14 protein-coding genes are annotated in these 14,595 nt (G+C 66.3%); 8 read left to right on the forward strand and 6 right to left on the reverse strand.

Annotated features, from left to right (window positions below):
* The first annotated feature begins 193 nt into the window (after positions 1-193).
* Positions 194-1,420 (forward strand): UDP-galactopyranose mutase, encoded by a 1,227-nt coding sequence (glf, locus tag AC1VNY_RS38590; RefSeq protein WP_482409087.1) that lies wholly within the window; start codon positions 194-196, stop codon positions 1,418-1,420.
* 67 nt (positions 1,421-1,487) lie between these two features.
* Positions 1,488-2,756 carry a serine hydrolase domain-containing protein gene (locus tag AC1VNY_RS38595; protein ID WP_482409088.1) on the forward strand — a complete coding sequence of 423 codons (1,269 nt, stop codon included), beginning with the start codon at positions 1,488-1,490 and terminating at the stop codon, positions 2,754-2,756.
* Positions 2,757-2,868: 112 nt separating this feature from the next.
* On the opposite strand, the gene AC1VNY_RS38600 is transcribed toward AC1VNY_RS38595, so the two are convergent.
* Entirely contained in the window at positions 2,869-3,156 is a 288-nt protein-coding gene (locus AC1VNY_RS38600) for a hypothetical protein (RefSeq protein ID WP_075969423.1), read from the reverse strand.
* Positions 3,157-3,603: 447 nt separating this feature from the next.
* Here AC1VNY_RS38600 and AC1VNY_RS38605 point away from each other — a divergent pair, with 447 nt between their 5' ends.
* Positions 3,604-4,905: a PQQ-dependent sugar dehydrogenase gene (locus AC1VNY_RS38605; protein ID WP_482409089.1), complete on the forward strand. Its 1,302-nt coding sequence runs from the start codon at positions 3,604-3,606 to the stop codon at positions 4,903-4,905.
* Between the two features lie 10 nt (positions 4,906-4,915).
* Here the strand turns inward: AC1VNY_RS38605 and AC1VNY_RS38610 are convergent, their stop codons facing one another.
* The 4 genes from AC1VNY_RS38610 to AC1VNY_RS38625 are packed head-to-tail and all read right to left on the reverse strand — an operon-like array spanning position 4,916 to position 7,873.
* Positions 4,916-5,686: an SDR family oxidoreductase gene (locus AC1VNY_RS38610; RefSeq protein WP_482409090.1), complete on the reverse strand. Its 771-nt coding sequence runs from the start codon at positions 5,684-5,686 to the stop codon at positions 4,916-4,918.
* 32 nt (positions 5,687-5,718) lie between these two features.
* The gene (locus AC1VNY_RS38615) at positions 5,719-6,573 is read right to left on the reverse strand and encodes an alpha/beta fold hydrolase (RefSeq protein WP_482409091.1); all 855 of its coding nucleotides are present in this window, start codon (positions 6,571-6,573) and stop codon (positions 5,719-5,721) included.
* 40 nt (positions 6,574-6,613) lie between these two features.
* Positions 6,614-7,213: a TMEM175 family protein gene (locus AC1VNY_RS38620; RefSeq protein ID WP_411782851.1), complete on the reverse strand. Its 600-nt coding sequence runs from the start codon at positions 7,211-7,213 to the stop codon at positions 6,614-6,616.
* Positions 7,214-7,246: 33 nt separating this feature from the next.
* Positions 7,247-7,873 (reverse strand): alpha/beta fold hydrolase, encoded by a 627-nt coding sequence (locus AC1VNY_RS38625; protein WP_482409092.1) that lies wholly within the window; start codon positions 7,871-7,873, stop codon positions 7,247-7,249.
* A 238-nt stretch (positions 7,874-8,111) separates the two neighbouring features.
* Between AC1VNY_RS38625 and AC1VNY_RS38630 the strand changes: the two genes are divergently transcribed.
* The 4 genes from AC1VNY_RS38630 to AC1VNY_RS38645 all read left to right on the forward strand — a co-directional run bounded on the left by AC1VNY_RS38630 (position 8,112) and on the right by AC1VNY_RS38645 (position 12,366).
* Positions 8,112-8,726 (forward strand): CGNR zinc finger domain-containing protein, encoded by a 615-nt coding sequence (locus AC1VNY_RS38630; RefSeq protein ID WP_482409098.1) that lies wholly within the window; start codon positions 8,112-8,114, stop codon positions 8,724-8,726.
* Between the two features lie 35 nt (positions 8,727-8,761).
* Positions 8,762-9,448: a haloacid dehalogenase type II gene (locus AC1VNY_RS38635; RefSeq protein WP_482409093.1), complete on the forward strand. Its 687-nt coding sequence runs from the start codon at positions 8,762-8,764 to the stop codon at positions 9,446-9,448.
* 179 nt (positions 9,449-9,627) lie between these two features.
* Positions 9,628-9,975, forward strand: coding sequence for a hypothetical protein (locus AC1VNY_RS38640; protein ID WP_482409094.1), 348 nt, complete (start codon positions 9,628-9,630; stop codon positions 9,973-9,975).
* Positions 9,976-10,317: 342 nt separating this feature from the next.
* Positions 10,318-12,366 carry a DEAD/DEAH box helicase gene (locus tag AC1VNY_RS38645; protein WP_482409095.1) on the forward strand — a complete coding sequence of 683 codons (2,049 nt, stop codon included), beginning with the start codon at positions 10,318-10,320 and terminating at the stop codon, positions 12,364-12,366.
* 269 nt (positions 12,367-12,635) lie between these two features.
* On the opposite strand, the gene AC1VNY_RS38650 is transcribed toward AC1VNY_RS38645, so the two are convergent.
* Entirely contained in the window at positions 12,636-14,129 is a 1,494-nt protein-coding gene (locus AC1VNY_RS38650; protein ID WP_482409096.1) for a sensor domain-containing diguanylate cyclase, read from the reverse strand.
* Positions 14,130-14,244: 115 nt separating this feature from the next.
* Between AC1VNY_RS38650 and AC1VNY_RS38655 the strand changes: the two genes are divergently transcribed.
* On the forward strand, positions 14,245-14,502 hold the full coding sequence (locus AC1VNY_RS38655) for a DUF7662 domain-containing protein (RefSeq protein ID WP_028338908.1): 258 nt from the start codon (positions 14,245-14,247) through the stop codon (positions 14,500-14,502).
* Positions 14,503-14,595: the final 93 nt, after the last annotated feature.

Below are 14,595 nucleotides of genomic sequence, written 5' to 3' on the forward strand. Positions count from 1 at the left end.
CTCCGCGCTTGATGGTGTTGCTGCTCGCGCGGGCATTTCCGTCGCCTTGCAGGCTGTCAGTTGAACGGCCGAGCCGGCCGTTCCGGGCTCGGAATTATGCTGACGGGCGGATTTATTTCGCCCGAAACCGCCGTGCCGTCACGTTGAAGCTCCGTCGGGCGCCGTCGCGATCCGACATGAGGGGCGAGTGCACATGCAGCTTGATGGCTTCGACGTCGTCGTGGTGGGGGCGGGCTTCTTCGGCGCTGTGATCGCCGAGCAGGTGGCGAATAGGCTCGGCCGCTCCGTCTGCGTGCTCGACCGCCGTCCGCATATCGGCGGCAACGCCTATTCGGAGCTTGACCCCGACAGCGGCGTCGAGGTGCATCGCTACGGCACGCATATCTTCCACACCAATTCCGAGACCGTCTGGCGCTATCTGCACCGCTTCACCGAGTTCACCGGCTACCGTCACCGCGTCTTCACGGTGGCGAAGGGCCGCGTCTATTCGATGCCGATCAACCTTGCGACCGTGTGCGCGGTGTTCGGGCGCGCCATGACGCCCGAGCAGGCCCGCGCCGTGATCGCGGCGGAGGCGGCCGTGCACGGCGCCGCGGGGAGGCATGGTGCCTCCGGGATCGGCAATCTCGAGGATAAGGCAATCGCCTCGGTCGGCCGCACGCTCTACGATCTCTTGATCCGCGGCTATACGCAGAAGCAGTGGCAGACCGATCCGCGTGAGCTTTCGGCCGACATCATCGGCCGCCTGCCGGTCCGCTTCACCTTCGACGATCGCTACTTCGCCGACCGCTATGAGGGCATGCCAGCCAGTGGCTACACCGCGATCTTCCGCCGGATGCTCGATCATCCCGCGATCGACGTCCGGCTCGGCGTCGACTATTTCGACATCGCCGATCGCATCAATCCGCGGCAGCTCCTGGTCTATACCGGTCCGATCGACCGCTTCTTCGGCTATGCCTGCGGCCATCTCGGCTGGCGTACCGTCGACTTCGCGCGCGAGGTGCACGACGTCGCCGACTACCAGGGCGCCGCGGTCATCAACTATGCCGACGCCGAGGTGCCGTACACCCGCGTCCACGAGTTCAGGCATCTGCATCCGGAGCGCTCATATGCCGGGGCGCGGACGACGATCTACCGCGAATATTCCCGCTTCGCGGGCCGGAGCGACGAGCCGTATTATCCGATCAACACCGCCGCCGACCACGCCATGCTCGCGTCCTATCACGCCATGACGGCGTCGCGGCCGAACGTCATTTTCGGCGGCCGGCTCGGCTCCTACAAATATCTCGACATGCACCAGGCGATCGGCGCGGCGCTGAAGACGTTCGAGCACGAGGTCGAGCCGTTCTTCGTTCGCGAAGGCATGCACCCGCGTGACGCGGCCGCGCGCCGCGAAGTCTTGTCGCCCTTGCCGGCGTGATCTAATCCTGCGAGCTGCGGGCAGCGAACGCCATAACAAATCGCCCGCGGTCCCCGGTGAGGAAACAATGAGAAAAACCGTCATTGCCGCGGCTGCCGCCGCCACTTGTCTTGCTGTCAGCATCGCCCACGCCGCGCCGCTCCCGGAAGCGTCGGCGCACCAGGTCGGTTTCTCGGAGCAGGGGCTGGCGCGGCTCGACGACTTCTTTGCGCGCGAGATCGCGGCCAAGCGCGTGCCCGGCGCCGTGGTGGCGATCGCGCGCGACGGCAAGCTCGTGCATTACAAGGCGTATGGCCAGCTCGATCCGGTGAAGGGCACGCCGATGCCGATCGACGCGGTGTTCGCGCTGGCGTCGATGACCAAGCCGATGGCGGCGGTCGCGGGCCTGACGCTGATGGAGCAGGGCAAGCTGCCGCTGCAGGCCAAGGTCGCCGAGTTCTATCCGGCGTTCGCCGACATGAAGGTCGGCGTGCAGCAGGCCGACGGCTCGCTGAAGATGGAGCCGCAGGCGCAGCCGATCTTCATCCACGATCTCTATCGCCACACCTCCGGCCTGATGTATGGCGGCCGGCCCGACAGCTCGAGCGCACTGGCGCGGCTCTATCCCGACGGCACCGCGCCGGCGGTCGAGGGCGATACCCAGGCCTTCATCGACCGCATCACCCAGCTGCCGTTGGTGCATCAGCCCGGCACCGAGTTCGAATATGGCTTCTCGATCGACGTGCTCGGCGCCGTCGTCGAGAAGGTCTCTGGCCAGCGGCTCGGCGATTATCTCGCGGCCAGTGTCTGGAAGCCGCTCGGCATGAAGGATGCGACGTTCCACCCGGCCGACGCACAGCGCGCGCGGCTGGCCCGTCCGTTCCCCAACGATCCGCTCACCGGCAAGCCGCAAGCCATCAAGCTGCTCGATACGCCGACCAGGTTCGATTGCGGCGGCGCCTGCTCGTTCGCCACCGTCGGCGACTATCTGCGCTTCGGACAGATGCTGCTCAATGGCGGCGAGCTCGACGGCAAGCGCATCCTCGGCCCCAAGACGGTGCATCACATGACGTCGAACCATCTCGGGCCCGAGATCAAGAACAACGTCGCCGCGGTCGAACCGCATCGCGGCGGCTTCGGCTTCGGGCTGTCGGTCGCGGTGCGGACCGGCGAGGGGCTGTCGTCGGTGCCGGGCAATCCCGGCGAGTTCACCTGGAACGGCGCCTACGGCACGCAGTTTTTCTGCGATCCGAAGGAGCGCCTTGTCGTCGTGGTGGGAACCGCGGCACCGGGCGAACTGCGCAAATATTATCGCGAGAATGTGCAGGACATCGTCTACGGCGCGATGGTGAAGTAACGCCTCAGCAGAAAAGTCGAACCTCACGTTCCCACGTTTTGCATACGTGGAACGTGGAACAGCAAAAAAGGCCCGTCGCTCAAGCTGAGCGACGGGCCTTAAATTTGCGTGGCTACCAGCGCCTGTAGACGCCGGTCAGCGTACCGTTGTTGTTCCCTTCAGGACCCACGTCGCCCTGGGTCGAGCTCGGCGTTGGATGGTTGGTGCCGTTGAATGAACCGTACCAGCCCGGCTCCGCCGGAGAGTACATCACATCAGGCTGCACGGCCTGATAGCGGGGGCCGCCGTAATATCTCGGACCAGGGTTCCCGTAAGGATAGTAGCCTTGTGCGAACGCGCCTGCCGTTGTTGCGATCAGGGACGCCGCGGCGAGGGACAATATCTTGGTCTTTCGTTGCATTCACACTCTCCTTGCTGGTGTCCCGACCAACGACCGCCATGGAGCGGCGTTCCTGATCTGCCATGCATCTCGCAAGGGCAAATCTGCGTGAGCGTCGGATCAGGATCCTGTGAAGGGGACTTGTGCTCCGGCCGGGCTCTGCACGGCAGCATATATCCGTCGCCGGCCCGTTATGCTTCTATGGCTATAACGGCGCATGCGCGAGCGGCGCCTCGAAAAACCGGGGCGGTTCGTAAAAGGAAGCCCGCCACTGCGGCGGGCAAGGTCCAGGGAGGAAAACGCCCTGACAAGGGAGCGTGCAGCCAGTCTCCCCGATTCGTGCGCGGCTGCGAAGATCGTATAACTACTGTCATCAGGGCCGGCATTATGCGAATGCTGCTGGGGCCGCGGCCGGCCGGCAAGGGAATGACAAGGCTCGCTAACACGGCGCAAATACAGGGGAAGTTCATGAGCACGTCTGGAGTTTTTGCCCGCGTCGTCGCGGCGATCGGGGCCGGCGCCTTGGCGTGGCGGCGGATGCAGGGCGCGCAGCCCGCGCCGGCCTGGGGCAGCGCGCCGCAGATCCCGCAGGCCAAGCCGCAGGGCGCGATCCCGACGCTCAAGATGCCGACGGCGCAGGGCTGGGACAAGGACCAGAAGCCGGTCGCCGCGCCCGGGCTCAAGGTCAACGCCTTTGCGGCCGGGCTCGATCATCCGCGCTGGATCAACGTGCTGCCGAACGGCGATGTCCTGATCGCGGAGGCAACGCAGATCGCTGGCACGCCGCGCAGCGTCTTCCACTACGCGATGCAGGCGACAATGCGGCGCGCCGCGGCGCTCGGCGTCAGCGCCAACCGCATCACGCTGCTGCGCGACCGTGACGGCGACGGCGTCGCCGAAAGCCGCGGTGCCTTCATGGAAGGATTGAGCCAGCCGTTCGGCATGGCGCTGGTCGGCGACACCTTCTATGTCGGCAACACCGACGGCGTGGTAGCGTTTCCCTATGCCGCGGGCGCCGATCGCATCACCGCGCAGGGACGCAAGCTCGTCAGCTTCAAGCCTGACGGGCATTGGACGCGCAGCCTGCTGCCGAGCGCCGACGGCAAGAAGCTTTATGCCGGCGTCGGTTCGCTCAGCAACATCGCCGAGAGCGGTTTTGCGGTCGAGGAAGGCCGCGCCGCGATCTACGAGCTCGATCTCGTCGCCGGCACCAGCCGCATCTTCGCCGGCGGCCTGCGCAATCCGGTCGGCATCGCGTGGGAGCCGACCACCAATGTGCTCTGGACCGTCGTCAACGAGCGCGACGGCCTCGGCGACGAGACGCCGCCTGACTATCTGACCTCGGTGCGCGACGGCGGCTTCTACGGCTGGCCCTATTGCTACTGGGGCAAGACGGTGGACGATCGCGTGCCGCAGGATCCGGCGATGGTCGCCAAGGCGATCCAGCCGGACTACGCGCTCGGCGGCCATACCGCCTCGCTCGGCCTGTGCTGGATGCCGCAGGGCACGCTGCCGGGATTCCCCGACGGCATGGTGATCGGCCAGCACGGCTCGTGGAATCGCTCGACGCTGTCGGGCTACAAGGTGGTGTTCGTGCCGTTCGCGAACGGCCGTCCCGCAGGGCCGGCGCGCGACATCCTGTCGGGCTTCCTCGCGCCCGACGAGAAGGTGTCGTACGGCCGCCCGGTCGGCGTCGCGCTCGGCCCCGACGGCTCGCTGCTGGTGGCCGACGACGTCGGCAACGTGATCTGGCGCGTCACGGCGGCGTAGGCGCGCGACCTCAAACGGATCTGATCTCGCCGCCGTCCATGCGCAGCACGGTGCCGGTCATCCAGCGGGCCGGCGGCGACACGGCATAGGCGACGAGGTCGGCGATCTCCTCCGGCGTGCCGAACCGCCTGATCCCGGCCTGCCTGAGGAAGCCGGCCTTGGCGGCATCCAGATCCACCTGCTTTGCCGCCGCGGCCTTCTCCAGCATCGCGAGGCGGCGTCCGGTCATCACGGCGCCTGGAGACACGCAGTTCACCTGCACGCCGTCGTCGATGCCGCGCTCGGCGAAGGCTTTTGCAAGTGCCTCGATCGCGGTATTGATCGTGCCCACCGCCGCGGCGCCGGCGCGCGGCAGCACGGCGGCATTGCCTGAGGTGAAGATGACAGCGCCTTGCGACGCTTTCAGCGCGTCCCAGGCGCGGATCGTCAGCCGCCTGGCGCCGTGGAACTTGAGCGCGAGGCCGGCGTCCCATTGCGTATCGGTCATCTCGAACAGATCGAGTCCCGCCACCGCGCCGGCGACATTGACCAGCGCGTCGATGCGGCCGAAGCGATCCAGCGCGGTCTTGACCACTTCATCGGCGGCATCGGGCGTGGAGAGATCGAGCTCGAGCGCCAACGGCGTGCTGCCACGACCTTCGATCTCCTGAGCTGCCTCGCGCAGCTTCTCGCCGCTGCGCGCGACGAGCACGATGGCGGAAAAATCCCGCGCGAGCCGCAGCGCGGTAGCGCGTCCGATGCCGGAGCTTGCGCCGGTCACGATGGCGACGGATCTGGTCATGTGCATTCCCCGATGGATCGGCGCGCTTGACGTCAGCGGCTCAGGAAGTCGCGAATGCTTAGCGCGATCTCGGCGGCATGCGTCTCCAGCGCGAAGTGGCCGGTGTCGAGGAATTTGACAACCGCCTTCGGATTGTCGCGCTTGAAGGCCTCGGCGCCCGGCGGCAGGAAGAACGGATCGTTCTTGCCCCACACCGCGAGGAACGGCGGCTGGTGGGTGCGGAAGTAAGTCTGGAAGGTGGGATAGAGCGCGACGTTGCTCTTGTAGTCGCCGAACAGATCGAGCTGCACGTCGTGCGCGCCCGGCCGCGCCATGTAGTAATTGTCGAGGTTCTGGCCGTCCGGCGACACCGTTTGCGGATCCGATGTACCGTGGGTGTACTGCCAGCGCGTGGTGTCGGGCGTCAGGAAGGCGCGCAGGGCGTCGCGGTTTGCCGGCGAGGGATCCTGCCAATAGGCCTTGATCGGCGTCCAGCCGTCGCTGAGGCCGTCCTCATAGGCGTTGCCGTTCTGCGAGATGATCGCCGTGATCCGCTCCGGATGCCTGACCGCCAGGCGGAAGCCGGTCGGCGCGCCATAGTCGAACACATAGACCGCGAAGCGATCGAAGCCGATCACCTCGGTGAAGCGATCGATGACGCCGGCGATGCGCTCGAAGGTGTAGTTAAACTTGTCGCGCGGCGGCATGTCCGACTGGCCGAAGCCTGGCAAATCCGGCGCCACGATGTGGAACTTGTCCGCGAGTTGCGGGATCAGATCGCGAAACATATGGCCCGCGCTCGGGAAGCCGTGCAACAGCAGCAGCTTCGGCGCGCCGGGCGAACCGGCTTCGCGATAGAAGATGTTAAAGCCATCGACATCGGCGGTGCGGTACTTGACCTGAGACATCTGTCACTCCTTTTGGTCGTGCGCTGGTGAGTTCTGGGACTTAGGATTTGATTTGCTTGGCGAGCCCGCTGATCGCTTCGGGACGCAGATAGAGCAGCAGGGCGCAGCACACGGTGGCAAAGCCCAGCAGCGGCATGAACGGGGCGATGGCGGCGCCGGCCGCGAACACCAGCAGCGCGAGCAGCGTGCGGCGCTGCGTCCAGGTTCGCACGCGCTCGGAGATCGCGCTCTGGTCCGCCTGCGCCAGCACCGCGCGTTCGAAGGCGAGATAGGCGAGGTCGATCAGGAGGAAGATCACCGCATAGACCACCACCGGCGCGGCGGCCATGTGCGATCGCGCGACCCATGCGGTGGCGAACGGCAGCAGGGAGACTGCGAACAAGTGGACGAAGTTCAGCCAGATCAGCCGCGGCGTCGGCTGCCGCACCAGATGCAGCAGATGGTGATGATTGACCCAGATCACCGCGATGAACAGGTAGCTCGCCGCGTAGCTGATCGCGGTCGGCCACAGCGGCAGCAGGTCGGCGAACCGCGAGCCCTCCGGTGGCTTCAGTTCCAGCACCATCACCGTGATGATGACGGCGATCACCGCGTCGGAAAACGCGCCGAGCCGGTCGGCCGAGAGACGTTTCTCCTGCATGGCAGCTCTCCTGTCCGAAATCGTGGGAAGAGGTCAGTGCTCTGTAACGCTCTCGACCGCCTCCCGGATGATGTCGGTGACGAGCTTCGGCGCGGTGACGATCGGGGTATGATCGACAGGATGTGAACGCACGGTCGCTTGCATCCGCGCCGCCATGCTGCGCTGTGTCTCGGGCGCGATCATCCGGTCGTCCTCGGCAACCAGGAACCAGCTCGGGACGTCCTTCCACAGCGGGCGGCCGACCGGCACGGTGATGCAGGCCGGCGAGATCGGCCGCTGCACCGCGGCGAGCACCGCGAGGTCCTCGGACCGCGCGCCTTGCGCGAAGGCCGCCGCGAAAGCGGACTCCGGCAGCCAGATCAGGCCATTGGCGTCGGGCGCGAGCTTGGGCGCGAACGGATGCGGTGGCAGCCGGTAGAACACGTCGGCGACCGTCTCGCCTTCATCCGGCGCCAGCGCCGCGACATAGACCAGCGCTTTCACGCGCGGCGAGCGGGTCCCGGCGATCACGGCGCCGGCATAGGCATGGCCAACCAGCACCACCGGGCCCGCGACGCGGTCCAGGGTCCGGTTCAGCGCGGCGATGTCGTCGGCGAGCGAGGTGAGGGGCAGCGGCGCCGACACCGCGGTAATGCCCTCGGCGTCGAGCGCCGTGATCACCCGCGCCCAGCTCGAGCCATCGGCCCACGCGCAAGCACCACGCTGACATTCTCGTTCGACATTGTCCGCTCCCTCGTTTCAGTCCGGTTTCGGCCGTAACCTCTAAAATGAAGTTTGATAGGTTATCGCGCTTATGGCTTATGCCGAGTAACTTGTCAAATGCATTTTATCAGGTTACTGTTTTCGCGACTGAGGAAGCCGCCAGGAGGGCGTCACCGTGCAATCCCATCCGCCCGCGATGTTCATCGCCGATAGCCTGGGCCTCGATTTCATCAATTCGATCGCGACGCCGGTCGATACACCGGTCGACTGGATCGCCGATGGCGACGGCCTGCTGCGCTGGCTCGCGCAGGCGCAGCTGGTGCCGCCCGATGTGCTCGACGAGCTCAAGGCGCGCGCGACGCCTGGCGAGCTCGACAACGCCGCCGGTCAGGCCCGCGATTTGCGCGAATGGTTCCGCGGCTTCGTCCGCAAGCATATGGGCCGGCCGCTGACGCCGCGGGCGCTCAAGGAGCTCGAGCCGCTGAACCGGCTGCTGGAAAGCGATCAGGCGTTCAGCCGGATCGTGGCGCATCGCCAAAAGGACGGCGATGACGGCCATGACGGTTTCGCGCTGGAGCGGACGCGGCGCTGGCGCTCGGCCGAAACATTGCTGCTGCCGATCGGCGAGGCGATGGCCAGGGTCGTCTGCGAGGAAAGCTTCTCCGACATCAAGGCGTGTGAGGGCCCGGCCTGCACGCTGATGTTTGCCGACCACACGCGGGCGCGGGCGCGCCGATGGTGCAGCATGGCGATCTGCGGCAACCGCGCCAAGCAGGCTGCGCACCGCAGCCGGATGAAGGACAGGGGCTGAGACCAGCAAAAACCAAACGACAGGAGTCCAACAAAATGGCGGCACTTCCCTTGATTGTGTTCGATGTCAACGAAACCCTGCTCGACCTCGAGACCATGGAGCCGGTGTTCGCGCGCATCTTCAACGACAAGAGCGCGATGCGGCTGTGGTTCGCCAACTTCATCATGTACTCGGCCTCGCTCACGGTGGCCGGGTGCTACGTGCCCTTCACCGATATCGGCGCCGCGGTCATGAAGATGCTGGCCGACACCCGCGGCATCAGGATCAACGAGTCCGACAAGCAGGAGCTGACCGAGAAATTCTCCACCATGCCGCCGCACGGCGAAGTGCCCGGCGCGCTGCGCAAGCTGCGCGCGGCGGGCTTCCGCCTGTTCACGCTGACCGACAATCTGCTCGAGGTGCAGACCCGGCAGCTGACCCATGGCGGCATCGTCGATCTGTTCGAGCGGCGCTTCTCGGCCGACGGCGTCAAGCACCACAAGCCGTCGCGGCAGGCCTATGGTTATGTCGAGAAGGAGCTCGGGGCAAAGCCCTCAGAGTTCTGCCTGATCGCCTGCCACACCTGGGACACCTTGGGCGCTGTCGCCGCCGGCTGGGAGGCCGCGCTGATCAAGCGTCCCGGTAACGATGTGCTCGGCGTCGGCCCGCAGCCGCAGGTCGTCGGCACTGATCTCGATGATGTCGCCGATCAGCTGATCCGCCGCTACGGCGCCAAAGGGTAACGGCACCTGACGGATTCCCGCGGCGGAGGAGAGGGCAGAACTCCCCTCCAGGCCCGATCGCTCGGAAGTGCATAAAACCGGAATGAAATCCATAGCGGTTTTCAACCATGCCCCTTGAGCCTTCCTCAACTTCCGCGGCCGATGCTGCATCCGCCGCAGGGATCGAAGGAGCTCACAGCATGCCGGCCAAGGGACGAGCGACCGCGACCAATGCCACCACGCAAGGGCGCGAGGACATCCTTAACGCACGCGCCATCAGTACGCTGGGCGCCGGCGTCGTCAGCGCGATGAGCGCGGTCGGCGCCGCCGTCATCAAGAAGAACAAGCCGGCACTCGGCAAGAATGCCGACTGGTTCTGGCACATGTTCGCGAAATGCGAGGCCAGGGCCGCGCGCGTTGCCGAGCAGGCCGCGCGCGATCCGGAGGCCTGCGGCGATGCCGCTTTCATCGAGGTCTATGCCGCGCAATTGCCGAAGCTGATGACGGCGGCGCTCGAGAGCCACGAGAAGGCGCTCAAGGCGAAGTGATGTAGCGTCAAGAGGAGTGCCACGACGGCGCTCGTCCCGCTGTCGTTCCCTCTTGACCTCTCAAATGCGCCAAGGCGGCAAGTAGCGGCGGCTCTCGCCGATCAGACGGGTCTTGCGAGTCAGGCGAAGCCGTCACCCGCCATCGCGCTGACCGGCCCTACGGCCCGATCGGGCAGCCAGCCTGATCCGCGCCAGCTTTTCTGCGACGGGGGCATGGCGATTTGGTCGGTCTTGGCGTAAAGCACCCCAAATCGTCATGCGGCTGTGCCGCCTGCCGGGTACGCAGCTTCAGGTCGTCCCGCTCGACGTTCTGCGCCCGGACCAATCAAGGTTTCCCATCTCGTGCCCTTTCCGACCACAAGTTCGCCGCTCGCCCGCGCCTTGGCTGAGCGCAACTACGATCAGCCGACCCCCGTCCAGCTCGCCGTGCTCGCGGACGACGCCGTGGACCGCGATCTCCTCGTTTCAGCCCAGACCGGCTCGGGCAAGACCGTTGCCTACGGCTTGGCCATGGCAAAGGACCTGCTCGACGGCGCCGAGCGGTTCGAGCCGGCTGCCGCCCCGCTGGCCCTGATCGTCGCGCCGACCCGCGAGCTCGCCTTGCAGGTTCAGCGCGAGCTTGCATGGCTTTATGAACACGCCGATGCCCGCGTCGTCTCCTGTGTCGGCGGCATGGACCCGCGCCGCGAGCAGCGCGAGTTGGCCGAGGGCGCCCACATCGTGGTCGGGACGCCCGGCCGGTTGTGCGACCATTTGCGGCGCGGCCGTCTCGACATTTCGGAACTCAAGGTCGTCGTGCTCGACGAGGCCGATGAAATGCTCAATCTCGGTTTCCGCGAGGATATGGAATTCATCCTCGAGACCACGCCGGACGCCCGCCGCACCTTGCTGTTTTCGGCGACGTTCCCGCGCGGCATCGTTGCGCTCGCCAAGCAGTATCAAGAGCAGGCGTTCCGGATCGAGGTCGCCGGTGACGAGGGCGGCCATGCCGATATCGAGTACCGCGCCATCCGGGTGGCTGCCGACGATGTCGAGCACGCGGTCGTCAACGTGCTGCGTTTCCATGAGGCGCCGAGCGCGCTGGTGTTTTGCAACACCCGTGAGGCCGTCAGGCATTTGCAGGCGGCGCTGCTCGAGCGCGGGTTCTCCGTCGCCGCGCTGTCGGGCGAAATGACCCAGAACGAGCGGACCCAGGCGCTGCAGGCGTTGCGCGACGGACGGTCGCGGGTTTGCGTCGCGACCGACGTCGCGGCGCGTGGCATCGACCTGCCGAGCCTCGATCTCGTCATTCACGCGGATTTGCCGAAAGATCCCGAGGTCATGCAGCATCGCTCGGGCCGCACCGGCCGCGCCGGCCGCAAGGGCGTCAGCATCCTGCTGGTGCCGCCGGCACGGCGGCGGCGCGCCGAATTGCTGCTCGATCTCGCCGGTATCGATGTGGTGTGGGGCTCTGCGCCGCAGGCGGAGGAGATCCGCAAGCTCGACCATGATCGCCTGCTGCAGGATGCGGTGTTCTCCGAGGAGGCGACATCAGATGATCAGGCACTGGCGCAGGCCTTGCTCGCCGAACGCTCGCCCGAGGCGATTGCCGCAGCGCTTGCCCGGCTCTATCGCGCGCGGCTGCCGGCGCCTGAAGACATTCTCGATCCCGGCGAGGGACGCGGCCGGGACCGCGACGATCGCCGCGGCGAGCGCGCCTCGCGCCGCGATGATCGTGCCGCCGGGCCGCGATCGAAGACCGGCAAGTCCTCCGCGCGTCATGGCATGGAGGAGGCGACCGTCTGGTTCCGCGCCGCGATCGGACGCCGGAAGAATGCCGAAGCCCGCTGGCTGCTGCCGATGATCTGCCGCCGTGGCGGCATCGACAAGCGCGACATCGGCGCGATCAAGATCATGGACACGACCACCGAGTTCGAGATCGCCGCGCGGGTCGCGGATTCCTTCGCGGTCAAGATCAAGCGTCCGGACAAGGAAGACAGCATCCGCATCGAGCCGCTGGCGGATGCGCCGCAGGGCGAGGCGCGCGAGAAGCCGGCGCGCAAGCCCAGGCACCATCCTTGGCGCGACAATGACGATGGCGGATACAGCGCGCCACGCGGCGACGAGGGGGCAGGAAAGCGGCGCGGCAAGCCGGATCGCGAGGCCAGGGCGTTTTCGAGCGAAGGCGCGAGCGGTTCGCGCCAGGACTACGCGTCAAAGAAGGAATCCAGGGACTCGTTCCGATCCGATCGGGACGGAAAAGGCTTCAGGCCGAAATCCGGCGACGAGCCACGGTTCGGGAAGAAAAAGAAGCATCCGGGCAAGTCGGGCCAAGGCGGCGTCACACAGTGGCCGGATGTGTCGGCGAAACCGAAGTTCGGCAAGAAGCCAAAGAAGAAGCGGCGCGGCTGAGCTGGCGCCGGCGGCGGCGCAGCGTTCAGAATGCCGATGTATGAGTCTCGACGCCGCAACAAACTCAGTGTCGTCCCGGGCAAGCGCAGCGCGACCCGGGACCCATAACCACCAATGCTTGCTGCTGCATAACGCTGGAGCCACAGCGGGCTTCTGCAACGAAGCCCCGTGGTTATGGGTCCCTGCTTTCGCAGGGACGACGATGTGGAGAGAGCTCCGTGTCTAACTGATTGCGTGTGAAGCCCGGTATCTTGCAGCCGCTTGGCCCCTCACGCCACCAGCGCGATCTTCGGCACGGTTGCGAGCACCGACTGGTTGCGGCCGTTGGCCTTGGCGGCGTAGAGCGCCTTGTCGGCGGCCTCGATCAGGTCGGACCATTGCTGGCCCGCGGTCGGCCGCATGCTGGCGACGCCGATGCTGACTGTCGTGATCAGTTCGCCCGCGCACCATTGCTGGACCTTGTGGCGGATGGTCTCGGCCAGATTGAAGGCCTCGAGCGCGGTCATGCTGGGCAGCAGCACGGCGAATTCCTCGCCGCCGAAGCGCGCCGGGCAATCGCCGGCGCGGCGCACCGCGTCCGAAATGCAGATCGCGATCCCGACCAGCACCTGGTCACCGGCCTGATGCCCATAAGTGTCGTTGTAGGCCTTGAAATGATCGGCATCGATCATCAATAGCGCGACCGGCTGGCCGTAGCGGCCGGCACGGCGCCACTCGCGCTCGATCTCGCCGTCGAACTTGCGCCGGTTCTTCAGGCCGGTGAGGGCGTCGGTGGTCGCCATCTCCTCGAGCTTGTCCTCGGCGTCGGCGCGGCGGACGATCTCGCGGGCGAGGACCAGCGTTGCGCTGAGCACGAACAGGATCAGAAACGCCATGATCGCGCCGATGCGAATGGCCTCGGTGCGCCAGAGGTTGAATACGGCTTCGAGCGGCTTGCCGACCACCACGTAAAGCGGCCCGGAGCTGCTGCGCCTGACATAGAGCCGCGGCGTGTCGTCGACCGGGCCCTTGCCCGAGAAGGCGCCGCCCGCCTTCAGGTTCTCGGCCTTCCAGTCCAGCTGCTCCGCGAGGTTCTTGCCGATCACGTCGAGATCGAACGGCGTCCGCATAATGATGGTGCGGTCGTTGCGCAGCACGGTGATGGTGTCGCCCGGCATGAGGTTCAGCCGCCCGAACAGATCGTGGAAATAGCTGAAGCGGATCGAGCCGACCACGACGCCGAGGAAGCGGCCCGCGTCGTCGACGATGCGCCGGCTCAGCACGATGGCGTAGGCGCCGCGATGCAGCATCGGCCGGCTGATGTAAAGGCCGGCATCGGGATTGTCGCGCTGGACCGTGAAATACTCCTCGTCGCTGCGGTTCTCCGGCCGCGGATCGAGGCTCGCCGCGTCGATGGTCAAATTGCCCTTGGTGTCGAACACCTGGATCGCGCCGAAATGTTTTGCGGTCGCGGCGTGATCGAACAGGATCAGCTGGCGCAGTTCCTTGCTGATGTTGCGGATCTCCGGCATCTCGAGATTGCTGGCGACCGCGCGCAGCGACAGGTTGTAGAGCTCGATGTTGCGGCTGATGTCGGCCTCGATGCCCGACGCCAGATTCTCCAGGGTGCGGCGGGCCAGTTCCTCCTCGCCGCGGCGCATGTCGAACATCACGCCGGCGCAGACCGCGGAGAAGCCGAGGACGGTCGCAACCGACGAGGCGATCAGCAGCTTTGCCGATAGCCGCCAGCGCCGCCTTGCGTCCTTTCCGCGCCGAAATCGCATGTCCCGCTCCAAAGCGCCGTCATGCATCGGGAAATGTTGTTGTCGCCTTAAATGGCGACAGCAGCCGCCGAATGGGTTAACGGGTGGTTGCCGGATTTTTGTCATCGAGGACGTTGTGAACGACTACGACGCATTGCGGGATTATCTGAAGAAGCAGCATCTGCCCGAATTCGTGCTGACCTTCGAGGAGATCGAGGCGATCATCGACGCGGCGCTGCCGCGCGCCGCGCATCGGGCGTCGTGGTGGGAGACGTTGCGCAGCCCGCAGGAGAAGATGCCGCAGCGCGAGGCGTGCCTCGAGGCCGGCTACATCGCCACCCGGCAGGCCGACGGCAAGAGCGTCAAGTTCAAGCGCATGCCCAAGCCGCGCTAAGGCGCGATCCTGTAAGGTCGGACAGTCATCGCGGAGACGGTCATCGCAGAGAAGGTGCGCTCCCTCTCCCGCTTGCGGGGGAGGGCTGGGGTG

This window comes from Bradyrhizobium ferriligni (assembly GCF_056837965.1).

Coding starts and splice junctions, on each gene's coding strand:
- AC1VNY_RS38595 (WP_482409088.1), top strand. CDS start 1,488: ATGAGAAAAACCGTCATTGCCGCGGCTGCCGCCGCCACTTGTCTTGCT.
- AC1VNY_RS38615 (WP_482409091.1), bottom strand. CDS start 6,573: ATGTCTCAGGTCAAGTACCGCACCGCCGATGTCGATGGCTTTAACATC.
- glf (WP_482409087.1), top strand. CDS start 194: ATGCAGCTTGATGGCTTCGACGTCGTCGTGGTGGGGGCGGGCTTCTTC.
- AC1VNY_RS38610 (WP_482409090.1), bottom strand. CDS start 5,686: ATGACCAGATCCGTCGCCATCGTGACCGGCGCAAGCTCCGGCATCGGA.
- AC1VNY_RS38605 (WP_482409089.1), top strand. CDS start 3,604: ATGAGCACGTCTGGAGTTTTTGCCCGCGTCGTCGCGGCGATCGGGGCC.
- AC1VNY_RS38620 (WP_411782851.1), bottom strand. CDS start 7,213: ATGCAGGAGAAACGTCTCTCGGCCGACCGGCTCGGCGCGTTTTCCGAC.
- AC1VNY_RS38650 (WP_482409096.1), bottom strand. CDS start 14,129: ATGCGATTTCGGCGCGGAAAGGACGCAAGGCGGCGCTGGCGGCTATCG.
- AC1VNY_RS38630 (WP_482409098.1), top strand. CDS start 8,112: ATGTTCATCGCCGATAGCCTGGGCCTCGATTTCATCAATTCGATCGCG.
- AC1VNY_RS38600 (WP_075969423.1), bottom strand. CDS start 3,156: ATGCAACGAAAGACCAAGATATTGTCCCTCGCCGCGGCGTCCCTGATC.
- AC1VNY_RS38635 (WP_482409093.1), top strand. CDS start 8,762: ATGGCGGCACTTCCCTTGATTGTGTTCGATGTCAACGAAACCCTGCTC.
- AC1VNY_RS38640 (WP_482409094.1), top strand. CDS start 9,628: ATGCCGGCCAAGGGACGAGCGACCGCGACCAATGCCACCACGCAAGGG.